The sequence below is a fragment of the Leifsonia sp. A12D58 genome (genome assembly GCF_047530025.1).
Taxonomy (GTDB): Bacteria; Actinomycetota; Actinomycetes; order Actinomycetales; family Microbacteriaceae; genus Cryobacterium.
In genome coordinates this window covers 159452-183427 of record NZ_JBLJAT010000006.1, presented here as the reverse complement: position 1 = coordinate 183427, position 23976 = coordinate 159452, and the positions used below count along the sequence as shown (strand labels likewise).

The window sequence follows — 23976 nt, the reverse complement described above, 5'->3', positions numbered from 1 at the left end:
TGGCGCCCCCCGCGACCGAGTAGCATTGCTATAGTTGCCGCCTACGTCGGCGCGCTGTTTCGACAGCAGAACAAAGGCGTCCGACCGGACGACAGGCGTGTGCATGCGCCGTGACGACTACTGGAGTGCATTCGTGGCCTCAATTCTTGAAAAAGTTCTTCGTGTTGGTGAAGGGCGCACTCTTCGCCGCCTGGAGAACTACGCCAAAGCGATCAACGCATTGGAAGACGACTTCAAATCCCTCAGCGATGAAGAGCTGAAGAACGAAACCGTCGCCCTGCGTGAGCGCTATTCCAATGGCGAATCCCTCGACGACCTGCTGCCTGAGGCTTTCGCCGCAGTGCGCGAGGCCGCAACCCGCACCCTCGGTCTGCGTCACTTCGACGTGCAGCTCATGGGCGGTGCAGCTCTGCACCTCGGCAACATCTCCGAGATGAAGACCGGTGAGGGCAAAACCCTCGTCGCGACAACTGCCGCATACCTCAACGCCATCACCAGCCGCGGCGTGCACATCGTCACGGTGAACGACTACCTGGCGAGCTACCAGAGTGAGCTGATGGGCCGCGTGTTCCGCGCCCTCGGCATGACGACCGGATGCATCGTCTCCGGTCAGACTCCGGCACAGCGTCGCGAGCAGTACGCGGCAGACATCACATACGGCACGAACAACGAGTTCGGCTTCGACTACCTGCGCGACAACATGGCGTGGCAGGCACAGGACATGGTCCAGCGCGGTCACTACTTCGCGATCGTCGATGAGGTTGACTCGATCCTGATCGACGAGGCCAGGACCCCGCTCATCATCTCTGGACCGGCGTCAGGTGAAGCCAACCGCTGGTTCAACGAGTTTGCCAGCCTGGCCAAGCGCCTGGTGCTGGATGTCGACTACGAAGTCGACGAGAAGAAGCGCACCGTCGGTGTGCTCGAACCCGGTATCGAAAAGGTCGAGGACTATCTCGGTATCGATAACCTCTACGAATCGGCGAACACCCCGCTGATCTCGTTCCTGAACAACGCCATCAAGGCCAACGCCCTGTTCAAGAAAGACAAGGACTACGTCGTAATGAACGGCGAGGTGCTGATCGTCGATGAGCACACCGGTCGTATCCTGATGGGCCGTCGTTACAACGAGGGTATCCACCAGGCAATCGAGGCCAAGGAAGGCGTCGCGGTCAAGGCCGAGAACCAGACCCTCGCTACGGTGACCCTGCAGAACTACTTCCGTCTGTACTCGAAGATCTCCGGCATGACCGGTACGGCAGAGACCGAAGCCGCCGAGTTTATGAGCACGTACAAGCTCGGTGTCGTCTCGATCCCCACCAACAAGCCGATGAAGCGTATCGACCAGCCCGACCTCGTCTACAAGAACGAAGAGGCGAAGTTCGGCCAGGTCGTTGAAGACATCGTGGAGCGCCACCAGCTGGGCCAGCCTGTGCTCGTCGGTACCACGAGCGTCGAGAAGAGCGAATACCTCTCCCGTCTGCTCGCGAAGAAGGGCGTTCGCCACGAGGTTCTGAACGCGAAGAACCACGCACGTGAAGCAGCGATCGTTGCCCAGGCCGGACGCCTTGGCTCCGTCACCGTCGCAACGAACATGGCCGGTCGTGGAACTGACGTCATGCTCGGCGGAAACGCCGAGTTCCTTGCTGTCGCAGAGATGAACGCCAAGGGACTCAGCCCTGTCGAGACTCCTGACGAGTACGAAGCAGCCTGGGATGACGTGTTCAGCGCAGTGAAGGCCGGCGTTCAGGAAGAGGCAGACAAGGTCATCGAGGCCGGCGGACTCTACGTTCTCGGCACCGAGCGCCACGAATCTCGTCGCATCGACAACCAGCTGCGTGGTCGTAGTGGCCGTCAGGGTGACCCGGGCGAGAGCCGCTTCTACCTGTCACTTACCGATGACCTGATGCGCCTGTTCAACTCCGGTGCGGCCGAAGCACTCATGGGTCGCCAGGGTGTGCCCGAAGACATGGCAATCGAGTCCAAGGTCGTCAGCCGTGCGATTCGCAGCGCGCAGGCACAGGTCGAAGGCCGCAATGCCGAGATCCGCAAGAACGTGCTCAAGTACGACGACGTGCTGAATCGCCAGCGCGAAGCGATCTACAGCGACCGTCGTCACATCCTTGAGGGCGATGACCTGCACGAGCGCACCCAGAAGTTCCTCGAAGATGTCATCGACGAGGTGCTCGACGTGCACACCGGCGAGGGCAACGGAGACGACTGGGACTTCGACGCACTGTGGACCGAGCTGAAGACGCTCTACCCCGTCGGCATCACCATCGACGAGGTTGTCTCAGAGGCCGGTAACAAGGGCAAGATCAACCGCGACTTCATGCGCCGTGAGATCCTCTCCGACGCCAAGGTCGCTTACCAGCGCCGTGAGGAATCCCTCGGGTCTGCAGCCATGCGTGAACTTGAGCGCCGCGTTGTGCTCTCGGTCATCGACCGCCGCTGGCGCGATCACCTCTACGAGATGGACTACCTGAAGGATGGCATCGGCCTGCGCGCGATGGCCCAGCGCGACCCACTGGTCGAGTACCAGCGCGAAGGCTTTGCGATGTTCCAGCAGATGATGGGACAGATCCGCGAGGAGACCGTCGGCTTCCTGTTCAACCTAGACGTTGAAGTAACGCAGGGCACCGGAGAGGTCGCAGGTCCGATCGTTGAAGCCAAGGGACTCACCCCGGCCGAGCCGGCCGAGGCCAAGCTCAGCTACACGGCACCGAGCGATTCGGGCGGAGTCGAGGTGCGCAACCAGCGCGGCCAGATTCAGCAGGCCGCGACCGATCGCGCCCGTCGCGCAGCGGCATCCACTGAGGCGGCTCCCGCTGAGGCTCCCGCAGCCCCGGCCGGTCCACCGCAGCGTGGTGCATTCGGACAGCGCCCAGAAGGCGAAAGCGCCGCGCCGGTGAACCGCGCAGAGCGACGCGCCAAGAAGAAATAGCCTTCCAACTTGTGGACGATGCCCCAGCCCCCGCGGCTGGGGCATCGTGGTTTAACTGAAGGACGCTGCTGGAATAGCCCCTGGTCAGCGCACGTTGACGGAGTCAGAGCACGTTGATGGCGCTCGCCCGCCAGCGGCTGTCGAGGCCTTCGAGCCTGATGGCGACTGCGCGGGCGCGCACCCTCGTGTGAACCATGACGACGGCCTCGATCACGCCATCGCGTGGTTCAGTGATGTGGATGTGGCCGATCGACAGCGCGGGACGCTGTGCCTGCTGGCCTTTGACGGCGCGCGCCCTGGCCGAGAGCACCACCCTCTTGAGCAGATGACGGTACACATCGTCACTTACCCATCTGGCCAGTTGTTCCAGCTCTCGCGCCCCGGCCAGAACTTCGATCACGCTGCGGGTGAGGTTGATGAGCAACGGTTCTGGATCCGGCAGCTCATGACGGCCGCTTGGCTGCACCCCGAAGAAATCGGCTTCCTGGAATCCGTCTTGACCTGGTCTGACGGGTAGAGAAGGCATGTCGACTCCGTGGGGTGGAAGGTCAGTCTGGCTGGAAGGGATGTCCCGCCAATGGGGGCCTGTGCGTGGCAGAAACTCAACCATCCAGCGGGATGCGGTGTCTAGCGCTTATAAGACCTGTGGAGAACATCAGCGCGGTATCCGCACAGGCGACTAGTTTCGGGATCGTGCGCTGGGACAATCTCTTTGACGACCTCGAAGGTCAGCTTGAGCACGAGCTGCGCGCCGAAGAGGTCGACCTGCGTGCAGAGGAGGAGCGGCTCCGTCTCGGCCGGTTGTCGCTGCGAGATCGCCTGCTCAGTCTGTCTGCGGGGCCGAACCCGACGTCGGTGGCATTCACTCTCGTGCTGGCATCAGGCGTGACACTTCAGGTGCGGCCGGTGACCTTCGGCAAGGATTGGCTCGCAGCCGACCTAGTGAGCTCATCCGACGCGCAATGCGTCGTGCCGTTCACCTGGATCTCAGGCGTTATCCTCTCGGGCAGCCAGGTCGAGAACTCGCTCGATCCACCGATCGAGTCTGCGGCACGGGTGATCGATCGCATCGGCTTTCCCTTCGTGCTCAGAGATCTCTGCCGACGCCGCACCAGTGTAGAACTGCACACCACTGACGGAACCGTGACAGGCACCATCGATCGAGTCGGCCGAGATCACCTCGACCTCGCTGTGCATGCGCCGGGGACGCTCCGACGGTCGCGCGAAGTGTTGCACTATCGGATCGTGCCTCTCGCCCAGGTGCAGCAGGTGCGGGTGTACTGATGCAGCTGCTCAGTCGGTGGGAGGCCGAATGATGGTGCCGCCGGAGAGCTCAGGAATGTTCGCGTAGTTGGACTGCTCCCACAGCGACATCCGCCTGGCTTCCTCATATTTGGCTTCGATGAATGACTCGAGTACGACGCGTTCGACCCGCCAGGCGCCCGCACTGCCCAGGGTGATTGCCGGCAGCTCGCCGGTCCGTACGAGGTCGAGGGCTTCCGCGACGCTGATACTGAGGACTTCTGCAGTATCGGCGAGAGTCAGAAAACGGCCGACGGCAACGGGGGAGTCGGAATCGGTCATGGATTGATTATGCGTCGTGCTCCCTGCCACGGGCAGGGCTGTGGATAACTTTCACGCGATTTCAGCCAGAGGGCGACGATAGGGAGCGCGCCGAGACTGATAGATGTCATCCGGCGCACCAGACAAGCCGATGGGCGGTGAACCGATGGGAGCTGTGCGGATGGGGGCAGGCCGGGCTGCAGGAGCGCGTACGTCAGCTGAACTGAGCGATGCCGAACGGGCGAGTGTTGCGCGACCAGGTTCTGTGTCTGCATCTGCGCACTCGCATTTTTGGTTCGACCCGCGTTTCGCCATCGGCTTGGTCTTGGTCGTCGTCTCCCTGATCGGTGTGTGGCTGCTGGTATCCGGGGCCGAGCGGTCGGTCGGTGTCTATGCGGCGCGTGCGGCGCTGGCCGTCGGAGATAAGGTGCACGCCTCAGACTTCGACCTCACCCCTGTGCGATTCGACGACGCTGACAATCTCTACCTGACACCGGATTCGTTTCCGGCCGAGGGGCTGCTGGTGACGCGCAGTGTCGCGGCGGGCGAGTTGATTCCGACAGCAGCGGTTGGAACTCTGGCCGGCGGCACTGTCACCAGCATCGTCATCGAGATCGATGGCAGGTTGGCCGCCAGCATCGGTCCTGGTGCCGTTGTCGACATCTGGAGTGCGCGAGAGAGCGGCAGCGGAGAATTCGGGCCGCCATCGGTGCTCGTCGGTGAGGCATCGGTCGTGCGGCTGGTCGAAGCGACGGGCCTCATCTCGGGCGGAGCGGGGCAAACCATCGAGGTGCTGGTGCCGAAAGACAAGGTCGCCGCCGTGCTTGAATCGATCGCCAACGCCGATTCTCTTGCCCTTGTACCGGTCAACCTGTCGATCGGACAGTGATTGTGGTCGCGCTCGCTCTGTCCCTCGACCGTCGCACTGAAGACAGGCTGCTCGGCGACCTGATCGAACGCGGCCACACGGTTCTTGCCCGGTTGGTGAATGCCAGGGAGATGGAGGCAGCGCTTCCCGTCTATGCGCCGGAGGCGATCATCGTCGGAGCTGCCAGATCTACTCTCACCGCAGAGCTCATCGCGGCCTGCGATCATCACGGTGTCCGCATCGTTGCCGTTGCGCACTCCGACCTTGAGCGCCGCCACGCGGCCTCCCTCGGCCTGTATGAGGTCGTCGATGAGTCTGCGAGCTGGAGTGACATCGAAAAGATATTGCTCGGTGGCATCGAGGTTCCCGCTCGCATCGGTGATCTCGGTCGCGGCGCCGGGGTGCTTGGAGCGGGCCCATTGCCAACCGGATCAGTGCACGCGGGGGCGGTCATCGCTGTCTGGGGCCCGGCAGGAGCGCCGGGACGCACCACCGTCGCGATCACCATCGCTGCCGAGATAGCGGCAGCGGGGCACACCGTCGTGTTGGCCGATGTCGACACATACAGCGGTTCGGTGGCGCCGACCCTGGGCATGCTCGACGAGGCGCCGGGTTTCGCCGCAGCCTGTCGCCTGGCCGGGGCTGATGCGCTTACCCATTCCGAACTCGAACGCATCGCCCAGCGGTACAACTCACCGAAGGGCGCGTTCTGGGTGCTGACGGGCATCGGGCGGCCGTCGCGATGGCCAGAACTGTCTGGAGACCGTGTGACGAAGACGATCCAGGCGTTGCGTGACTGGGTCGACTACGTGGTAATCGATACCGGATTCAACCTTGAGTCAGACGAAGAGATTTCAAGCGATCTATTCGCGCCGCGGCGCAATGCGGCGACGGTGAGCGCCATCGGCCAGGCCGATCACGTCGTCGCCTGCGGACTTGCCGACCCCGTCGGGATGGCGCGCTTCCTCCGCTCCTGGGTCGAACTCGGCGAGATTCTCAGTACCGACAGGGTGAGTGTGCTGATGAACAAGGTTCGCGCCAGCGCCATCGGCCTTGATCCCCGCGGTCAGGTGTCGGCGACTCTCCGCAGATTCGGTGGCATCGAGGGAGTCGTGCTTGTGCCGCATGACCAGCAGGGGGTGGATGCCGCTGTGCTCACCGGCCGTACCCTGCGTGACGCCGCACCGAAGTCTCCGGCGCGCGCCAGCATCCGTCAATTCGTGAGTGACGAGCTGTTACCGGCGCCTGTTGCGGCGCCAGCGCGCGGCCGGAAACACCCCGAACGCAGACCTTGGTCGTTTGGCGGGCGCGCGGCTGCGCGTCGCTGATCTAGGCTGAGAGGGTGTCGACGCTTAGTGATCTCGTACTTGCCCAGGGCCGCAGCAGTGCCGAAGACGTCGATTGGCTGCATATGCTCGTTGCCGACGGCCAGCTGCTCGCCGATCTCGCCTTCGCTGACATCGTTGTGTGGGTGCCGACCGATGCCGGCAGCTTCGTCGCTGTCGCGCACGCCAGGCCATCTAGCGCCGCAACACTGTTTTACCGCGACTTCGTCGGCCAGAACATCAAGTCTGAATGGCGCAAGCAGGTCACCGAGGCCTTCGAGACGGCCAAGATCGTCGATACGACAGCTCCCGACTGGTACGAAGAGACGCCGACCAGGGTGCGCGCCATCCCGGTCATGCGCCGGCTGAGCCCCGCGGGCCCTCAGATCACCGATGCTCCCATCGCCGTGCTGACCCGGCACACAAACCTCAGTGAGGCCCGCACGCCCAGCAGGCAGGAACTCACGTTCAACGACTGTGCGAACGACCTCTTCTCGATGATCGCCTCCGGCGACTTCCCCGATCTGGGTGCCCCGACCGGTCCACGTCGAGGTGCGCCGCGCGCGTCCGACGGTCTGATCAGGCTCGATGTCGACGGCATCACCACATTCGCCAGCCCCAACGCGCTCTCGGCATTCAATCGGATGGGCTTCGCAGACGAACTCGAGGGTGAGTCGCTTGCCGAGGTCACCACTCGCCTGATTCCGGGCAAGGCCGTCGTTGACGAGTCGCTTCCGCTGGTTGTCACCGGCAGGGCGCCGTGGCGCACCGACATCGAGGCCAGGGGAGTGACGGTGTCGCTGCGGGCCATCCCGATCCGGGAGCGCGGCTCGCGTATCGGTGCGATCGTGCTTAGCCGCGACGTGACAGAGCTGCGCCACCAGGAACGCGAACTTATCACCAAGGACGCGACGATTCGTGAGATCCACCACCGGGTGAAGAACAACCTGCAGACCGTGGCCTCACTGCTGCGCATCCAGGCCAGGCGCACGCACTCCGAAACCGCGCGTGAAGCGCTCACTCAGGCCATGCGCCGGGTTGCGGCCATCGCCGTCGTTCACGACACCCTGTCAGAGGGCCTCAGCCAGAGTGTTGACTTCGACGCAGTATTCGACCGCGTGCTGCTGCTCATCGCCGAGGTCGCATCAGCGCACAACACGACTGCACACCCGCGTCTCAGCGGAAGCTTCGGCACACTGCCCAGTGCGTTCGCAACGCCGCTCGCCCTCGCACTGACCGAACTCGTCACCAACGCCGTTGAACATGGTCTGGCCGGGCGCGAGGGTGAAGTCATCATCGAGGCGACTCGTAGTGACGAGATGCTGACCGTCACCGTGAAAGACAACGGAACCGGCTTGCCTGAGGGCAAGGTCGGATCGGGTCTCGGTACTCAGATCGTGCGCACCCTTATCCAGGGTGAACTGAGCGGCACCATCGACTGGCACACCATCATGGGCAGCGGCACCGAGGTCACAATCGAGATCCCGCTTCGCTATATCCAGGAAAACTAGAAGAGGCTCACGTGCTTCGGGGGAAGCCAGGGCGTCAAGTCGGTTGGGGGGAGCCGGCTTTCTTTGCCATGTCCGCGGTGGGTGCACCCGCATGGTCGGTGCAGTCCGGCCGTCAGCTCGGCACGATGTGTGCGTCTGGAGGGCATAGAAAATGCCGGCACCCCGAAGGGAACCGGCATTCTCAAGAAAACTATTGTCAGGAAGCGCGACGTGCGCGAGCAGCGCGACGCTTGAGCGCGCGGCGCTCGTCTTCGCTGAGGCCACCCCAGACGCCGGAGTCTTGTCCGGTCTCCAGCGCGTACTGCAGGCATACTTCGGTGACGTTGCACCGTGCGCATACTGACTTCGCCTTTTCGATCTGGTCTACAGCTGGACCAGTGTTGCCTACCGGGAAGAAAAGCTCCGGGTCGGCTGTCAGGCATGCCGCTTTATCGCGCCAATCCATGGTGGTGTGCTCCTTTGTTGCGGGGGTGCGTGGCCGATTGGCCTAAACTGCGGGGGATGGGCAATTGCAGGAATATTTCGGATCTTCGAAGTTGAGATCTGCCCACGTCCCTGTGAGCGTCAATTGCGCCTTAAATATGGTCGCATAATGGTTGAATCAAATCAATAGTTTTGTATGGGATATCCCTGTGAGAAAACAGTCTGAAGAGCAGCCAGCGTCTGCTAGACCCCCCGAAAGCGGGCACCGCCCTACGGGGCTGAAGGTCCTTTTTGCACTCATCGTTGCCGAGGCACTTCTGCTCTGGGGAGTGGTGTGCTGGCAGATCATCGAATTGCTGACCGACACACCTGCGTCGATGTCGAGCGCAATCGCGATATTGGTGATTCTGCTGATCGCAGCCGTCTGGGTCACTGCCATCGCGCTCAATGTGCTGCGCCGCCGATCGTGGATCAGAGGAGCTGCAGTCACCTGGCAGCTTGTGCAGGTCGCCGTGGCCATCGGTTGCTTCCAGGGGATCTACGCGCGTCCCGACATCGGCTGGGCGCTGTTGATCCCCTCGATCGTCGTTCTGGTGCTGTTGTTCACTCCGAGCGTGCTCGCTGCCACCGGCGCAGAACGCAACCAGGGGCCCCGCTAACCGCCCGCGGCGTAATCGATCGCTGTCGCCCTCATCGCCCGCTTAACCGCGCGGTGACCATGCATTTTGCGCGCTGTATACGTGAAACATGACGCAACGTGATTCGCGAACTCAGGAAAATGCGCGCACTATATAAGAATCATGACTTCTTCAACCAGTGAAGCGCACGCTCCCGCCGCCGTCATTGACGCTGCACGTGAGAGCTGGACAGCCTGGCGCGCCCACCGGTTGGAGAGCCTCGTCTCCCCGACGGGCAACCTGTCGCTGGTCTCGACCCGCTGGTTCGAGAACGACGCTGAATCTCTCGACGACGTGATCGCCGCGCTGCCTGCCCAGAAGTCTGCAACGACAGTCGCGACCGAATTGACACGCACGAACATCACAACGGGGCAGCCGGAACACGGCATCCGTCTCTGGGATCGCGCCTCCGACTCGATTCAGAACTTCGAGACAGTCACCGTATCTGAGTTCGATCCGAGCTGGGTCATCGAGGCCGCATTTACGCCGGTCGACTCCGGACGCACTGTTGCGTTCGAACACATCAGAGACAACGGCGGCACGCGCGACCTCGTCGTGCCCGGCGACATCACCTTCACTCTCGACGGAATCGACTACAGCTTCAGTGCGTTCGACGACGGTGGAACGCTGCTGCTCGTTTTCGGCGACGCCACCAACGGTGCAGAGGACGAATCGGCCAGTTACGAGGCCGGTCGTTTCTTGTTCGTTCACCGCGTCGACGACAGCGACACCGTCATCCTCGACTTCAATCAGGCCTTCGTGCCACCGTGCGGTTTTTCAATTCATTACAACTGTCCATTGCCACCGCGGAACAATCGCTTCGCCTTTGCTGTTGAGGCAGGGGAGAAGGTTGTTATCTTCCGCGATGGCTACTCCCTGTACACGTACTAAGAGTCACGACCGGGTTCGCCCGTTCACGCATCGTATTTGATACTCGCCGTTCGACGTCGATCTCACTTGATTTGACCAGCGGCCCCTCGCACCTCATTTCTCTTCCCCCCACTTTCAGGAGAACTCTGTGAAAAAAACCACGACAGTCGCGCTTGCCGCAACAGTGATTGCTTCCCTTGCTTTGGCCGGCTGCTCGACGGCATCCTCCGATTCCACCTCGTCGGCCAGCACCATCGAGATCGGTTCGCTCTACGAACCACAGAACCTCGACAACACTGCGGGTGGCGGACAGGGCATCACCGAGGCATTCAACGGGAACGTCTACGAGGGCCTGTTCAAGCTCACCGATGATGGCGATGTCGAGCCGCTGCTCGCATCCGACTACTCGCTGAGCGAAGACGGCCTGAGCTACACGTTCACGCTGCGCGACGACGTGACGTTCCACTCCGGCAAGGCACTCACCAGTGCAGACGTGAAGTCGAGCATCGAGAAGGTGACGGCCGAGGATTCGCAGTCTGCGCGCAAGTCGAGCCTGAAGCCCATCGCATCCATCGAGACCCCCGATGCGCAGACGGTTGTCATCGACCTCTCGTCCAAGTCGATCTCGCTGCCATACCTGCTCAGCTACATCTGGATCATCAACAGCGACGCAACTGACCTGCAGACCTCGGAGGACGGCACAGGACCGTACACTCTCGGCGACTGGAAGCGCGGCAGCTCGCTCAGCCTCGAGGCATCCGACTCGTACTGGGGAACCGCCGCGAAGAACGATGAAGTCGTGTTCAACTACTTCACCGACGCCACCGCACTGAGCAACGCGCTGCTGACCAACCGAGTTGACATCGTCACGAGCGTGCAGAGCCCCGATTCGCTCAGCCAGTTCGAGGACAACGCCGACTACACGGTGAATGACGGCAACTCAACCACCAAGGAGATCCTCGCGTTCAACGACCGTGTGGCTCCGTTCGACAACGTGGACGTGCGTAAGGCGCTGTACTCGGCGATCGACCGTGAGAAGCTGCTCAACTCGATTTGGGGCGACTACGGCACCCTGATCGGCTCAATGGTTCCGCCGACCGACCCCTGGTACGAAGACCTCACCGATGTGAACCCGTACGACGTCGACCTGGCCAAGTCGCTTCTCGCCCAGGCCGGATATGCCGATGGCTTCGAATTCACCCTTGACACCCCGACGTACGACCCGCACCCCGCAGTCGCCGAGTTCCTGAAGAGCGAACTCGCCAAGGTCGGTGTCACGGTGAACATCAACCCGATCAGCTCTGACGAGTGGTACACCAAGGTCTTCAAGGAACAGAACTTCGAGGCCACGCTGCAGGAGCACGTGAACGACCGCGATGTCGTCTGGTACGGCAACCCCGACTTCTACTGGGGCTACAACAACCCCGAGGTCACCCAGTGGGTCTCAGAGGCCGAGCAGGCGTCATCCGTTGACGAGCAGACCGCCAAGCTGAAGCTCGTCAACGAGCAGATCGCCGCGGATGCGGCCAGCGTGTGGCTCTACCTCTACCCGCAGATCGTCGTAGCGGCGAGCGACCTGACCGGCTACCCGGTCAACGGCCTCAACTCGCAGTTCTACGTGTACGACATCGAAACGAAGTAGCCGCTCCGCCGACGAGCGCACCGAGACCCGGGTCTGGGTGCGCTCGATCGGCGTTAACCTTAAGATCCAATGACCAGATACCTGTTGCGTCGATCCGCCTTCCTGGTGGTCTCGCTAGTGCTCGCCATGGTCGTGCTGTTCGTACTGCTGCGACTGCTGCCGGGTGACCCCTCAAATGCCCTGCTCTCGGTGAACGCCACGCCGGAGCAGATCGCTGCAGCCCAGGAACAAGTGGGTTCAAACCTGCCACTCTGGCAGCAGTTCACCGCGTGGTTCGGCGACATGATCACGCTGAACCTCGGCACATCGTTCATCTCGTCGCTGCCCGTCGGTCCTGAAATCATGGCCAGGCTTGCCGTCACGATCCCGCTCACGCTGATCTCCTTCGGGCTGGCACTTGTACTGTCGCTGATCGTCGGCTTCATCGCCGCCTGGAAGGCACGCACCTGGTATGGATCGGCGCTGTCAGCGCTGTCGCAGCTGGGCGTTGCGGTGCCGGCGTTCTGGGTCGGCATCCTGCTTGTGAGTGTCTTCTCCGTGAACCTGCGACTGTTCCCGTCCGGCGGATTCCCGCGCGACGACTGGGCAGACCCTGCCGACGCCCTGCACTCGCTCGCGCTGCCGGTCATCACCATCACCATCGTGATGACCGCATCGCTGTCTCGGTATGTGCGCTCTGCGACGCTCGACGTGCTCGGTAGCGACTACATCCGGAATGCCAGGGCCCTCGGCTCACCCTTCAGGAGCGCCATGTGGCGACACGGACTACGCAACGGTTCGGTGCCCGTCATCTCGATTCTCGGGATCGAACTGGCCACGACGTTCCTCGGCGCGATCGTGGTGGAGAGCGTCTTCAGCCTGCCCGGCCTCGGCAGCATGTTGCTGAAGGCCATCGCGCAGCACGACTACGCGAACATCCAGGGCATCTTGCTCGTCAGCACGTTTGCCGTGCTCATCATCGGCTTCGTCGCCGACATCGTGCAGCGCCTTGTCGACCCACGCCTGCGCACCAGTGTGGCGGTGAGCTGATGAGTATGACGTCGCCCATTGATCCCGTTATCGATCCCGCTGCCGGCACTCAGCTGGTGCGCCGCCGAACCAAGCGTTCGGTCACGCTCACCATCGGCCTCGTGCTGGTTGGCATCATCGTGCTGATGGCTCTCGTGTCGCTTTTCTGGCTGCCGTATGACCCGTCTGACACGTCTGGATCCCGTCTCGAGAGTCCGAGCCCCGAACACTGGCTCGGAACCGACAAGCTCGGCCGTGACCTGATGACCCAGCTCATGATCGGCGCGCGGATTGCACTCATCGTAGGGTCGGCATCCGTCGCGATCGCTGCAGCACTCGGCATCCTGCTCGGTTTGCTCGCCGCATTCGCGACAGACTGGCTGGATGACACGCTGTCGGCGTTCCTCGACATCCTGATCGCGTTCCCGACGCTGCTGCTGGCCATGCTTATCGTCGCAGCGCAGGGGGCTTCACTCTGGTCGGCGGTGCTGGCCATCGGCCTGGCCATGTCAGCCATCGTCGCCAGACTCACCAGGGTGCTGTCCAAGCGGGTGTTGGCTGAGCAGTACATCACCGCAGCCCGCACCTCGGGCACCGGCTGGCTGTCGATCATCCGCACGCACGTGATGCCCAATATCTGGCCGACTCTCTCGGTCAATCTCGCGTTGCAGTTCGGCGTGGCCGTGCTGGCCGAGGCCAGCCTCTCGTACCTCGGACTCGGTGCACCGCCGCCCAACTCGTCCTGGGGTCGGATGTTGCAGGAAGCCCAGGGCACGGTGGCGACGGCTCCCATCGGCGCGATTGCCCCCGGCCTTGCCCTCGTCGCCCTGGTGATCGGCGTGAACCTGGTCGCCGATGGTCTGCGTGACGTGGCCGACCCGATCAGGAGGAGGTCACGATGACGCTGCCCGTTGCACTGAACCCGCGTGCTACCCAGAACCTGCTTGATGTCACGAACCTGTCGGTTTCAACCGATGACGGTCGCGAACTGGTGCGCTCGCTCACCTTCGGTCTGGCTGCCGGCGAACGCCTCGGACTGATCGGGGAGTCGGGCTCGGGAAAGTCGCTGACCTCGTTGGCGATCACCGGGCTGCTCGCGGCTGGTCTGACATCGTCTGGCAGCGTGAAGCTGGCAGGGACCGAGGTCATAGGCGCCTCGGAGCGAGCACTCATGCCGCTGCGGGGCAGTACTGCCGCGATCGTCTTCCAGGAGCCGCTCAGCTCGCTCGACCCGTTGATGCGCCTCGGAAAGCAACTGGCGGAGCCACTGCGACGGCACCAGGGTTTGCAGGGAGCCGCGCTCAAGGCTGCAGTGCTCGACGCCTTCGCCGAAGTCAGCCTGCCCGACCCTGAGCGGATCGCCCGGTCGTATCCGTTCGAGGTGTCTGGTGGGCAGCGGCAGCGTGTGGCGATCGCCATGGCTCTGGCCTGCCGACCGAGCCTGCTCATCGCCGACGAACCGACGACAGCGCTCGACGTGACGGTGCAGGCCGACGTGCTCGATCTGCTCGATCGCGTGATTGCAGAGCGGGGCATGTCGCTGCTGTTCATCAGCCACGACCTCGCCGTCGTGTCGCGTATGACCGACTACGTAATCGTGCTCAAGAACGGTGAAGCTGTGGAGGCGGGATCGTTGGAGACCCTGCTCACGGCGCCACGGCATCCGTACACGGCTGAACTCGTGCGGAGTGCACGCATCCTCGACGCGGCACTGGAGGTCTCATGACGGCCATCCTGGAGCTTCAGAAGGTGGGTTACTCCTATCGGGGTGGCGCCGAGGCGCTGAGCGATGTCTCGTTCGCCGTTACAGAGGGTCGCAGCGTCGGCCTGGTGGGGGAGTCGGGCGCAGGCAAGACAACACTCGTGCGGCTGCTGCTCGGCCTGGCAGCCCCGTCAACTGGCGAGGTGCTGTTCGACGGAGTCCCGCTGGTGACGACCGACCGCGCCCAGATGCGTCGGTTCAGGCGGAGCGTGCAGACAGTTTTCCAAGATCCGTATTCGTCGCTCGATCCCCGCCAGCGTGTGGGCCGAATCGTGTCTGAGCCGCTGACGTCGCTGGGCATCGCCCGCGGCCGGGCAGCGGATGCCCTGGTAGCCCAGGCTCTCGAATCGGTGGGATTGCCTTCGGATTCCGCCGATCGCTACCCGCACGAATTCTCCGGTGGTCAGCGCCAGCGCATCGCCATCGCCCGCGCCATCGTGCCAGGTCCGCGGCTGATCCTGGCCGATGAGCCGCTCAGCGCGCTCGACGTGACGACGCGCATCCAGATCATGGACCTTCTGGCCGAGCTCGGCCAGAAGCGTGGATTGACGGTGCTCATGGTCTCGCACGACCTTGGCGTTGTCGCCTCGCTCTGCGCCGAGACGATCGTGTTGCAGAACGGGCGTGTGGTCGAGCAGGGTGACACGCCCCAGGTGCTCGGTGAGCCACGCGAGGAGTACACGAGGCGCCTGCTCGCCGCAGTGCCACGACTGCCGAAGGCATAACAGGAGCACCGCGCGATGTGCGGCGCTCCTGTCAGGTCGGGTGTCTTGCGGCTTGTGCCTTGGCGGCGAATCCCCGTTGAGGCTCGGCCCGCTACTTACTTGTCGAGGCCGAGCTTCTTGCGAAGGCTGGCCACGTGCCCCGTTGCCTTCACGTTGTAGAGCGCGAGCTGGATGGTTCCTGATGCGTCGATTACGAACGTCGATCGCAGCACACCGGTGACGAGCTTGCCGTAGAGGTTCTTCTCGCCCCATGCACCGTATGCGTTGTGCACGGTGAGGTCTTCGTCGCTGAGCAGCGGAAAATTGACGCCGTCGCGCTCCTGGAACTTTTTCAGCTTGGCCGGGGCGTCCTTTGAAATGCCGAGCACCTGGTATCCGGCGGATTTCAGCGACGACAGGTTGTCACGGAAGTCGCACGCCTCGGTCGTGCAGCCCGGGGTCATCGCGGCCGGGTAGAAGTAGACGACGACCTTCTGGCCGGAGAAATCCGAGAGCGAGACGTGGTTGCCGTCCTGGTCGGTCAGGGTGAACTGCGGGGCCGTGTCGCCAGCCGCGAGGCGTGTTGAATCCGTCATGGTTCAACGGTACCCGAGGCGTAGCGCTGAATTGCTGCGTTGCTGCGACGCTTGCCCGGCTGTACGCGCATAACTCCTGCTGAGCGGGCCCCGGCCCGGGCAGTTGCCCGTGTTTCCGGTGGGCGTGCCAGGCGGGTCGATGGTTCTGCAGGAGTTATGCAACTCGTGGGGGTCTGGGCAGGCCGCTGTCGTCAGCACGGCCCTGCCAGCTCCCAGTTGCTCAGCCCTGACTTGGCCAGCTCCGATTTGTTGCCGGGATAGGTGTCTACCGCCCGAGGGTCGCGCATAACTCCTGCAGATTGGTGACGGCCGTCGGCTGTTCCCCGTGTTTCCGGGGGTGTGCCAGGGCGGGTCGATGATTCTGCAGGAGTTATGCACATCAGCAGCACCGCATTGAGCTAGCAGCACCGCATGGATGCGGCCCATCCACACTGCGGTATGGCCCTGGCTGTGCGGCGGGCGCCTCCACCACAGCTCGTGCGGGGTCGCCCGAACTAGTGCGTGGAAGGCGCCTTCGCGAAGGTCAGCAGCAGGCGCTGCAGCGAGTCGAGGCGCGCAGCACCCGTCTCACCGAGCTCACCTGCTTCGACGGCCTCGATGATGGCGCAGTCGGGCGAATCGGGCAGGTGCGTGCAGCCGCGCGGACACTTCTCTGCGATTGTCGCCAGATCGGTGAACGCTTTGAGGATGTTGTCGGTATTGATATGACCGAGCCCGAACGAGCGTACGCCGGGCGTATCGATCACCCAGCCGCGTCCCTGTGGCGTCTCCAGTCGCAGCGATACCGTCGAAGACGACGTGTGCCGACCGCGACCCGTGACGGTGTTCACGACACCGACAGCGCGCTTGGCTGCGGGAACCAGGGCGTTGACCAGCGTCGACTTGCCCACCCCAGAGTGTCCGACGAACACGGTGTCGTGTCCGATCAGCGCCTCGGAGATCGCCTCGATCGGCAGGTCGTCTTCCCTGCTGGTGAAGACCGTGAGGTCGAGACCGGCGAAGTTGCTGAGGAACTCGGCCGGATCGGCGAGGTCGGTCTTCGTGATGCACAGGATCGGAGTGATTCCGGCATCGTACGCTGCGACCAGATAGCGGTCGACGAGACGGATGCGCGGTTCAGGGTTCGCCGCAGCGACAACGATGAGCATCTGGTCTGCATTGGCAACGATGACGCGCTCGACGGCATCCGTGTCATCAGCGCTGCGACGCAGCAGCGTCGTGCGCGGAACGATCCGAACGATGCGAGCCAGGCTGCCTTCGGCCCCAGTGGTGTCGCCGACGATGTCGACGCGGTCTCCGGTAACGACAGCGTGCTTGCGCAGTTCACTGGCGCGCGCAGCGGTCACCTTGCGTTCATCTGGCGTGTTCTCGTCGAGCATCACCGTGTAGCGTCCACGGTCGACAGCGAGAATGCGCCCGGTCAGGGCATCCTCGTGCTCAGGCCTCGTCTTCGTGCGCGGCTTGTTGCCCTTGCGGTTGGGGCGCACGCGCACGCTCGATTCGTCGTACTCAGGCTCGTCTTCGTCTTCGTCGGTTGACCACCAGGACATCAGAACAGAATCCACATCTAGTGAGCGACCCCGACAAACAGCGAGTGCCATAGTTCGGTGAACTGGGGGAGGGTCTTGGACGTCGTGCCGATGTTCTCGATCTCGACGCCGGGAACCGCCAGGCCGATGATCGCACCGGTCGTTGCCATCCGGTGGTCGTCGTAGCTGCGCCACGTTCCGCCGTGTAGTGGACGCGGCTCGATGCGCAAGCCGTCCTCGAGTTCGGTGACCGCGCCGCCGAGGCCGTTGATTTCGGCGACGAGGGCTGCGAGGCGGTCGGTCTCGTGGTGACGGATGTGACCGATCCCGGTGATCGTGCTCGGTGAGTCAGCCAGCGCAGCAAGCGCCACCAGGTTCGGAACCAGCTCGCCACTGGTCGAGAGTTCAAGCTCGACCCCGCGGATGCTCTCGCCAGCGGTCACGGTGACCCGGTCGCCGTTGCGGATGACAGTTGCACCGAACTGCGGAAGCAGATCGATCAGCTGGGCGCCCACCTGGGTCGTCGATTCGGGCCAGCCCGTGATCGTGACGCTGCCACCGGCGACGAGCGCTGCGGCCAGGAACGGCGCGGCGTTCGAGAGATCAGGTTCAATGTCGACCTCGCGGCCGGCGATGGCACCTGCACGAACGATCCACTCGCCGACTGCAGGAGTCTCGACCTCGACGCCGCGATTGGCCAGGGTCTCGATGGTCATCTCGATATGGGGCATGCTCGGCAGGCGTTCGCCGCTGTGGCGCAGGTGCAGTCCGTTGTCGAACCGGGCGGCCGCGAGCAGCAGGCCGGAGACGAACTGGCTCGACGTGGAGGCATCGATGGTGATCTCGCCACCGGCGAGGGATCCGGTGCCATGAACGGTGAACGGCAGCGCGAGGCGACCGTCGTCGTTGATGTCGGCGCCGAGGGCGCGCAGGGAGGTGATGGTGGTGGCCATCGGGCGCCGGCGTGCGCCTTCATCGCCATCGAACGTTGTCGGGCCGAGCGCGAGGGCTGCGACGGGCGGCAGGAAACGCATCACCGTTCCGGCGAGGCCGCAATCGATCGTCGTTGAGCCGAACAGCTCGCCTGGCGTGATCAGCAGATCGTCGCCGTAATCTCCATCGCCCGGAACCTTCTCGATGGTTGTGCCGAGCTGCCGAAGCGCTGCAACCATCAGTTCGCTGTCACGCGAGTGCAGGGGTGACCGCAGCAGCGAGGGAGAGTCGGCAAGTGCCGAGAGCGCGAGTTCGCGGTTGGTCAGGGATTTTGATCCGGGTAGCGCGAGAACTGCCTCGAGCGGTGACGTCGAAACGGGGGCCTGCCACAGTGTGGCCTGCTCGTCGGGCGCGGAATCGCCGTACGGATTGAATTCTGGCTTGGAATATCTGGAGATCAGCATCGGTTATCAGGATAGTCGGTGATCACAGGATGAGGGAGGTTCGCTTGGTAGGGTCAGCAGTCTTGGAGCGACCAGCCACGGTCGCAACTGACGGCTTAGTATTGCCGTTGATGACTTCACAAACGCCAGACGTGCGCGATCTGTTCGAAGAGCAGGCGATGCCGTTTATTGACCAGCTTTACGCAGCAGCGATGCGCATGACGCGCAATCCGTCTGACGCGCAAGATCTCGTGCAGGAAACATTCGTCAAGGCGTTCGCTGCGTTCTCGCAGTTCGAGCAGGGTACGAACCTCAAAGCATGGCTCTACCGCATCCTCACGAACACCTTCATCAACACCTACCGCAAGAAACAGCGGGAGCCGTATCAGGGAACGATCGACGACCTCGAAGACTGGCAGTTGGGCGGTGCGGAGTCGACGACCGCAACGTCAAGCAGGTCGGCCGAGGCTGAGGCCATCGATCACCTGCCAGACAGCGCGGTCAAAGATGCGCTGCAGGCGATTCCTGAAGACTTCAGGCTCGCCGTCTATTTTGCCGACGTCGAAGGCTTCTCCTACCAGGAGATTGCCGAAATTATGAAAACGCCAATTGGCACCGTGATGAGCCGTCTGCACCGTGGCAGGCGTCTCCTTCGCGAGATGCTGGCGGGCTATGCGGCCGAGCGTGGGCTCGGCGATGGTCAGCCAATGTCCGGCCAAAAGAAGTCTGGGAGTAACCGCGCATGAGCGACTGTGGATGCGAGAAGGCGAAAGCCGAACTCGAAGAGTATTTGCACAATGAGTTGTGTAAAGAGGATGCCGCTGACATCCGTGAGCACCTGGCCAGCTGCCCGGATTGCAGTAGCGAGCATCACGTGGGCGTCACGCTCACCGAAGTGATGCAGCGTGCCTGCAAAGAAAGCGCGCCGGAAGACTTGCGCGATTTGGTACTGCAGCGGCTGCGCGACGTTCAGGCGACGCACTAGCCTTTTCGGCTCAGCGGGTGTCGGCTTGTCGGGTGGGTGCACTATGCAACTCTTCTGTCGACGTCAATCAAACTTTCGATTGACGTACGCCTAACTAAGTTAGGTATATCTTCGATACGTGATGAAAAAGCCTCGCTCTACTCAACCGTCCCGGGTTCCGACCTGGCTGCGCGTCCTGATTCCGACAGTCCTGATCCTTGTCTGGTTCGTCATGTTCGGCGCCGGAGGCGCGTCATTCGGCAAGATCAGCGACGTGTCGAGCAACGACGCGGCACAGCAGTTGCCGGCCAGCGCCGACGCGACAAAGGTGCAGGCGCTTGAGTCAGAATTCCGCGGGGGCGACACGCTCCCGGGCATCTTGATCTTTGAGAGCGAAAATAGGCTGACAGATGCCGACACCACGGCCATCAACGAGACGGTCACCGCCCTCTCCACGCTGAACGGTGTCGTCACCGACTCCGTCTCTCCCGTCATCATCTCCGACGATGGCAAGGCCGCAGAAGTCTTCCTGCCACTCGATAGCGAGATCAAGCCGGCGGACACCGTCGAAGAGATCCGCGCATACCTCGACGCGCATCACATCGACGGGGTGACCACCTACGTCACCGGACCCGCTGGCCTCATCGCCGACCTGACCGGTGCGTTCGCCGGCATTGACGGCATCCTGCTGTTGACCGCACTGGGCGCGGTCTTCATCATTCTGATCATTGTCTATCGCTCACCGCTGCTGCCGTTGATCGTGCTCGGCACCAGTTTGGCCGCGCTCTGTGCATCGGTACTCGTTGTCGTCTCGCTTGCCCAGGCTGGGGTGATCACGCTGACCGGACAGACGCAGGGCATCCTGTTCATCCTTGTCATCGGTGCGGCCACTGACTATTCGTTGCTCTATGTCTCACGATTCAGAGAGGCATTGCGCGACAACGAGCGTAAGTGGGATGCCACCTGGGTGGCGCTGCGCGGCGGATTCGAGCCGATCGTCGCCTCGGGCGGAACCGTCATTGTCGCCCTTCTCTGCCTGCTGTTCAGCGACCTCAACTCGAACAAGTCCCTCGGTCCCGTCGCTGCGATCGGCATCGTCTTCGCGCTGCTGTCCGCACTGACTCTGCTGCCTGCTCTGCTCCTGTGGGCCGGCCGCACCGCATTCTGGCCGATCCGCCCGAAGTTCGGTTCAGTACACCCCGACCTCACCGGACCCGGCGCCCGCGGCGTCTGGCCGAAGGTCGCGAGGCTCATCTCCAAGCGTGCCCGTCTGGTCTGGATCGCCTCAACCCTGCTGCTTGTCGTTGCATCCATCGGGGTCTTCCAGTTCAAGGCCGACGGGGTGTCGCAGAGCGATTTTGTTCTCGGTACCTCTGAAGCTCGCGACGGCCAGGCCGTGCTCAGCGAGCACTTCCCCGGCGGTTCAGGCACGCCGGCGATCGTGATCGGCCCTGAATCCGAACTGCAGCAGATGGCAGACATCCTGCTGGCCAGCGACGGTGTCGACTCAGTGAGCGTCATTGCAGCCGACTCGGTGAGCGGTAGCGCACCCGTCACCACTGAAGGCCTGCAGCCCGTCGGCCCTCCCGGCACGCCGGCGGCAGAACCGACAGTGGTGAACAATGATGTGATGCTCCAGGCAACACTGACGGATGCCGGAGACTCGACTGCTGCAGAGAACACAGTCAGAGACCTGCGTACCGAACTGTCCGCGCTCGACGAGAGCATTCTTGTCGGTGGAACGACAGCAATTGCTGTCGACAGCAATGACACGGCTATTCACGACCGCAACCTGATCATCCCGATCATTCTCGGCGTCATCCTGATCATTCTGATGCTGTTGCTGCGGTCTATCCTCGCCCCCGTGCTCCTCGTGGCGACAGTTGTGCTGTCGTTCGCCGCAGCCCTCGGCGTCTCTGCCTGGGTCTTCAACGGAGTGCTGGGCTTCCCCGGTGCAGATCCTGTCGTTCCGCTGTTCGGCTTCGTGTTCCTGGTGGCACTCGGTATCGACTACAACATCTTCCTGATGAGTCGAGTGCGTGAAGAATCAATCCTGCATGGCACGAGAGAGGGAATCCTGCGTGGACTCGTTGCAACGGGCGGCGTGATCACCTCGGCCGGTATCGTGCTCGCCGCGACATTCGCCGCGCTCGGAGTGCTGCCGATCCTGTTCCTCGCACAGCTCGCATTCATCGTCGCCTTCGGCGTGCTGCTTGACACCTTCCTGGTGCGATCGTTGCTGGTGCCTGCACTGGCTTACGACATCGGACCGAAGATCTGGTGGCCGTCGAAGCTGTCGAAGAACGAGGTGCAGCACGAGGATTCGGTGCTGGAAGAGCTCGCCCACTCTAAGCCGGCGAAGCACTAGCCGACCCAGCACTGGCCGGCGACACCACGAAGCTAGTGCCCGGCTCCACCCTCGTCGAGGTACTGGAGCCGGGACTCTTCGGCGTCGAGCATCCGTTGCGCACGATCGAGGATGCGTGAGCTGTATGAGCCCGTCGTCCTCGCGTCGAGGAGAGCCGCGCGCTCTGCTTCGAGTACGCGAAGCCGGAGCGCGCGTTGTTGTTCGTGCGGGCCTGCATGACCGTTAGCGTGATCCTCAGAGAGCGCCTCCTGGACCTTCATGCTCGCGACGCGCACCTGCGCGATAACACCGGGATCGAATGGGGCTCCGTCATCCTGCGCCAGGTTCGGATTATCGAGCGTCGCGGCTCCGACCTGGCTGATCTCACTCACCAATGATGAGAATTCAGCGCGGTCGGCTGCTTCATCGGTGCCGACGATTCCGAGCCGCTTGATCAGCCACGGAAGTGTGCCGCCCTGAGCGAGAAGCGTGACGACAGCAACAGTAAACGCGATCAGGATCAGCTGCGGGCGGTATGGGATGTCGAGGGGGAGCGATTGGGCGGCAGCGAGCGTGACGACGCCGCGCATGCCGGACCACGCTAGTACGGCGCCGCCTCGCCAGCCCAGGCCCTCCTTGGCGAGTGAATCGAAGTCGGCCTGCTTGCGACTGAGGATGCGCCTGAACCTGTTCTGCACTCTGGCCGAGCGCTCGTCCTGAACAGGTCTGGCATCCAGGCGGTCGAGTGCCTGAGCGAGGAATGGGGCCTGGGCGATGGCTCGCCGCTGGTCACGGCGCAGGATCGCGATGAGCGGAACGACGAACGCGACCCTGATCACGATCAACAACACGGTAACGACGAGCCCGAGTGCCACAGCATGCCAGACCCCGAGATTGTCGTCCTTGACCTGGATGATCAGCGACTGCAGCTCGAAGCCCATCAGGAGAAAGACGCCGTTTTCCAGCAGGAACTGGATGGTGCGCCAGTTGAAGCGCTCATTGATTCGGTCTCTGGCGCTGAAGTACTTGGCGCTCCGGTGCCCGGTGATGAGACCGGCGACGACAACGGCAAGTACCCCTGACGCGTTGATCTCTTCGGCCGGGATGAACGCCAGGAACGGCACGGCGAACGAGATCGTGGTGTTCAATACCGGGTTGTCCAGCTTCGAACGCACCCAGACGGTGACGTATCCGATCACGATGCCGACAACGATGGCCCCGATGACGGCAAATATGAAGTCGCCTGCGACCTGCCAGAGCGAGACGGCTCCTGCGGTTGCCGCGACAGCTGAGCGCAGCAGAACAAGGGCAGAGGCGTCGTTGACGAGACCCTCGCCTTCGAGCACGGTTACCAGTCGAGGGGGAAGGCCGAGCCGCTTGCCGATCGAGGTCGCGGCAACGGCATCCGGGGGGCTGATGACAGCGCCCAGGGCGATGGCCGCGGCCAAGCTGAGATCGGGCAGCAGCCAGTAGAGCAGCAAGCCGCTCACGAGCGCCGAGACGATCACGAGCAGTACCGACAGGCTTGTGATGGCCTTCAGATTGCGCCGGAAGTCGACCAGGGGCACGTTGACCGCTGAGGAGTAGAGGATCGGCGGCAGCACCAGGGCGAGGATGAGCTCGGGTGGGAATTCGACGACCGGAACCCACGGGATGAAACTGCACGCGATGCCGACAACCACGAGCACCAGCGGTGCAGCAACGCCGAGTTTGGGAGCTATCGTCGCCACGGCGACGATGATCAGGAGGCTGGCGAGTCCGAGAACGGCGTATTCCACTCGGCCAGTCTAGAAGCGCTCGGTGGCTGCGGTCGCTGCGGTGGTTGCGGTGTTATGCGCATGAGGTGCTTTGGTCCGTCGTTCGACAG

Annotated in this window: 22 protein-coding genes; 15 read left to right on the top strand and 7 right to left on the bottom strand. The window is 63.0% G+C overall.

Features of this window, described 5'->3' with window-relative positions; translation table 11 throughout:
• The first annotated feature begins 133 nt into the window (after positions 1–133).
• Complete coding sequence (gene secA, locus ACMT3I_RS14350; RefSeq protein WP_414805200.1) at positions 134–2944, top strand: preprotein translocase subunit SecA; 2811 nt, start codon at positions 134–136, stop codon at positions 2942–2944.
• Between the two features lie 103 nt (positions 2945–3047).
• Here the strand turns inward: secA and ACMT3I_RS14345 are convergent, their stop codons facing one another.
• Entirely contained in the window at positions 3048–3470 is a 423-nt protein-coding gene (locus ACMT3I_RS14345) for an Rv3235 family protein (protein WP_414805191.1), read from the bottom strand.
• Positions 3471–3637: 167 nt separating this feature from the next.
• Here ACMT3I_RS14345 and ACMT3I_RS14340 point away from each other — a divergent pair, with 167 nt between their 5' ends.
• Positions 3638–4228 carry a hypothetical protein gene (locus ACMT3I_RS14340; protein WP_414805190.1) on the top strand — a complete coding sequence of 197 codons (591 nt, stop codon included), beginning with the start codon at positions 3638–3640 and terminating at the stop codon, positions 4226–4228.
• A 9-nt stretch (positions 4229–4237) separates the two neighbouring features.
• Here the strand turns inward: ACMT3I_RS14340 and ACMT3I_RS14335 are convergent, their stop codons facing one another.
• Positions 4238–4528, bottom strand: a complete 291-nt coding sequence (locus ACMT3I_RS14335; protein WP_414805189.1) for a helix-turn-helix domain-containing protein — start codon at positions 4526–4528, stop codon at positions 4238–4240.
• Positions 4529–4631: 103 nt separating this feature from the next.
• Between ACMT3I_RS14335 and ACMT3I_RS14330 the strand changes: the two genes are divergently transcribed.
• From ACMT3I_RS14330 to ACMT3I_RS14320, 3 genes are read left to right on the top strand one after another with little or no spacing between them, the layout of a single operon-like run.
• Positions 4632–5396, top strand: a complete 765-nt coding sequence (locus ACMT3I_RS14330; protein ID WP_414805188.1) for a hypothetical protein — start codon at positions 4632–4634, stop codon at positions 5394–5396.
• Positions 5393–6703, top strand: coding sequence for an AAA family ATPase (locus ACMT3I_RS14325; protein WP_414805187.1), 1311 nt, complete (start codon positions 5393–5395; stop codon positions 6701–6703). Before ACMT3I_RS14330 ends, ACMT3I_RS14325 begins: the two co-directional genes overlap by 4 nt.
• A 14-nt stretch (positions 6704–6717) precedes the next feature.
• Entirely contained in the window at positions 6718–8211 is a 1494-nt protein-coding gene (locus ACMT3I_RS14320) for a sensor histidine kinase (RefSeq protein WP_414805186.1), read from the top strand.
• A 196-nt stretch (positions 8212–8407) separates the two neighbouring features.
• On the opposite strand, the gene ACMT3I_RS14315 is transcribed toward ACMT3I_RS14320, so the two are convergent.
• The gene (locus ACMT3I_RS14315; RefSeq protein WP_035837005.1) at positions 8408–8656 is read right to left on the bottom strand and encodes a WhiB family transcriptional regulator; all 249 of its coding nucleotides are present in this window, start codon (positions 8654–8656) and stop codon (positions 8408–8410) included.
• A gap of 187 nt (positions 8657–8843) precedes the next feature.
• Between ACMT3I_RS14315 and ACMT3I_RS14310 the strand changes: the two genes are divergently transcribed.
• The 7 genes from ACMT3I_RS14310 (at position 8844) to ACMT3I_RS14280 (ending at position 15318) form a co-directional block, all read left to right on the top strand.
• Positions 8844–9293: a hypothetical protein gene (locus ACMT3I_RS14310; protein ID WP_414805185.1), complete on the top strand. Its 450-nt coding sequence runs from the start codon at positions 8844–8846 to the stop codon at positions 9291–9293.
• 141 nt (positions 9294–9434) lie between these two features.
• Entirely contained in the window at positions 9435–10202 is a 768-nt protein-coding gene (locus ACMT3I_RS14305) for a DUF1684 domain-containing protein (RefSeq protein WP_414805184.1), read from the top strand.
• A 127-nt stretch (positions 10203–10329) separates the two neighbouring features.
• Positions 10330–11823: an ABC transporter substrate-binding protein gene (locus ACMT3I_RS14300; RefSeq protein WP_414805183.1), complete on the top strand. Its 1494-nt coding sequence runs from the start codon at positions 10330–10332 to the stop codon at positions 11821–11823.
• Between the two features lie 69 nt (positions 11824–11892).
• Complete coding sequence (locus ACMT3I_RS14295; protein ID WP_414805182.1) at positions 11893–12852, top strand: ABC transporter permease; 960 nt, start codon at positions 11893–11895, stop codon at positions 12850–12852.
• 5 nt (positions 12853–12857) lie between these two features.
• Positions 12858–13733: an ABC transporter permease gene (locus ACMT3I_RS14290; RefSeq protein WP_414805181.1), complete on the top strand. Its 876-nt coding sequence runs from the start codon at positions 12858–12860 to the stop codon at positions 13731–13733.
• Positions 13730–14557 carry an ATP-binding cassette domain-containing protein gene (locus ACMT3I_RS14285; RefSeq protein ID WP_414805180.1) on the top strand — a complete coding sequence of 276 codons (828 nt, stop codon included), beginning with the start codon at positions 13730–13732 and terminating at the stop codon, positions 14555–14557. The genes ACMT3I_RS14290 and ACMT3I_RS14285 overlap by 4 nt, the downstream gene beginning before the upstream one ends.
• Positions 14554–15318 (top strand): ABC transporter ATP-binding protein, encoded by a 765-nt coding sequence (locus ACMT3I_RS14280; RefSeq protein WP_414805179.1) that lies wholly within the window; start codon positions 14554–14556, stop codon positions 15316–15318. Before ACMT3I_RS14285 ends, ACMT3I_RS14280 begins: the two co-directional genes overlap by 4 nt.
• A gap of 95 nt (positions 15319–15413) precedes the next feature.
• Here ACMT3I_RS14280 and bcp read toward each other — a convergent pair whose 3' ends face one another.
• The 3 genes from bcp to aroA all read right to left on the bottom strand — a co-directional run bounded on the left by bcp (position 15414) and on the right by aroA (position 18819).
• Positions 15414–15893 carry a thioredoxin-dependent thiol peroxidase gene (bcp, locus tag ACMT3I_RS14275; RefSeq protein ID WP_414805178.1) on the bottom strand — a complete coding sequence of 160 codons (480 nt, stop codon included), beginning with the start codon at positions 15891–15893 and terminating at the stop codon, positions 15414–15416.
• 494 nt (positions 15894–16387) lie between these two features.
• Positions 16388–17443 (bottom strand): ribosome small subunit-dependent GTPase A, encoded by a 1056-nt coding sequence (gene rsgA / locus ACMT3I_RS14270; protein ID WP_414805177.1) that lies wholly within the window; start codon positions 17441–17443, stop codon positions 16388–16390.
• A gap of 17 nt (positions 17444–17460) precedes the next feature.
• Entirely contained in the window at positions 17461–18819 is a 1359-nt protein-coding gene (gene aroA / locus ACMT3I_RS14265; protein ID WP_414805176.1) for a 3-phosphoshikimate 1-carboxyvinyltransferase, read from the bottom strand.
• A 110-nt stretch (positions 18820–18929) separates the two neighbouring features.
• On the opposite strand from aroA, the gene ACMT3I_RS14260 reads away from it, so the two are divergent.
• The 3 genes from ACMT3I_RS14260 (at position 18930) to ACMT3I_RS14250 (ending at position 22130) form a co-directional block, all read left to right on the top strand.
• Positions 18930–19544 carry a sigma-70 family RNA polymerase sigma factor gene (locus tag ACMT3I_RS14260; RefSeq protein ID WP_414805175.1) on the top strand — a complete coding sequence of 205 codons (615 nt, stop codon included), beginning with the start codon at positions 18930–18932 and terminating at the stop codon, positions 19542–19544.
• Positions 19541–19783 carry a zf-HC2 domain-containing protein gene (locus tag ACMT3I_RS14255; protein WP_414805174.1) on the top strand — a complete coding sequence of 81 codons (243 nt, stop codon included), beginning with the start codon at positions 19541–19543 and terminating at the stop codon, positions 19781–19783. Before ACMT3I_RS14260 ends, ACMT3I_RS14255 begins: the two co-directional genes overlap by 4 nt.
• Positions 19784–19904: 121 nt before the next feature.
• Entirely contained in the window at positions 19905–22130 is a 2226-nt protein-coding gene (locus ACMT3I_RS14250) for an MMPL family transporter (RefSeq protein ID WP_414805199.1), read from the top strand.
• A gap of 32 nt (positions 22131–22162) precedes the next feature.
• Here the strand turns inward: ACMT3I_RS14250 and ACMT3I_RS14245 are convergent, their stop codons facing one another.
• Positions 22163–23887, bottom strand: a complete 1725-nt coding sequence (locus ACMT3I_RS14245) for a cation:proton antiporter (protein WP_414805173.1) — start codon at positions 23885–23887, stop codon at positions 22163–22165.
• Between the last annotated feature and the right edge of the window lie 89 nt (positions 23888–23976).

Excerpts from the sequence above, each read along its gene's own strand:
- ACMT3I_RS14305 (WP_414805184.1), top strand. The coding sequence starts at position 9,435 with ATGACTTCTTCAACCAGTGAAGCGCACGCTCCCGCCGCCGTCATTGAC.
- ACMT3I_RS14285 (WP_414805180.1), top strand. The coding sequence starts at position 13,730 with ATGACGCTGCCCGTTGCACTGAACCCGCGTGCTACCCAGAACCTGCTT.
- ACMT3I_RS14290 (WP_414805181.1), top strand. The coding sequence starts at position 12,858 with ATGACGTCGCCCATTGATCCCGTTATCGATCCCGCTGCCGGCACTCAG.
- ACMT3I_RS14255 (WP_414805174.1), top strand. The coding sequence starts at position 19,541 with ATGAGCGACTGTGGATGCGAGAAGGCGAAAGCCGAACTCGAAGAGTAT.
- ACMT3I_RS14335 (WP_414805189.1), bottom strand. The coding sequence starts at position 4,528 with ATGACCGATTCCGACTCCCCCGTTGCCGTCGGCCGTTTTCTGACTCTC.
- ACMT3I_RS14250 (WP_414805199.1), top strand. The coding sequence starts at position 19,905 with ATGAAAAAGCCTCGCTCTACTCAACCGTCCCGGGTTCCGACCTGGCTG.
- ACMT3I_RS14345 (WP_414805191.1), bottom strand. The coding sequence starts at position 3,470 with ATGCCTTCTCTACCCGTCAGACCAGGTCAAGACGGATTCCAGGAAGCC.
- ACMT3I_RS14295 (WP_414805182.1), top strand. The coding sequence starts at position 11,893 with ATGACCAGATACCTGTTGCGTCGATCCGCCTTCCTGGTGGTCTCGCTA.
- ACMT3I_RS14315 (WP_035837005.1), bottom strand. The coding sequence starts at position 8,656 with ATGGATTGGCGCGATAAAGCGGCATGCCTGACAGCCGACCCGGAGCTT.
- bcp (WP_414805178.1), bottom strand. The coding sequence starts at position 15,893 with ATGACGGATTCAACACGCCTCGCGGCTGGCGACACGGCCCCGCAGTTC.
- aroA (WP_414805176.1), bottom strand. The coding sequence starts at position 18,819 with ATGCTGATCTCCAGATATTCCAAGCCAGAATTCAATCCGTACGGCGAT.
- ACMT3I_RS14280 (WP_414805179.1), top strand. The coding sequence starts at position 14,554 with ATGACGGCCATCCTGGAGCTTCAGAAGGTGGGTTACTCCTATCGGGGT.
- ACMT3I_RS14260 (WP_414805175.1), top strand. The coding sequence starts at position 18,930 with ATGACTTCACAAACGCCAGACGTGCGCGATCTGTTCGAAGAGCAGGCG.
- ACMT3I_RS14330 (WP_414805188.1), top strand. The coding sequence starts at position 4,632 with ATGTCATCCGGCGCACCAGACAAGCCGATGGGCGGTGAACCGATGGGA.
- rsgA (WP_414805177.1), bottom strand. The coding sequence starts at position 17,443 with ATGTCCTGGTGGTCAACCGACGAAGACGAAGACGAGCCTGAGTACGAC.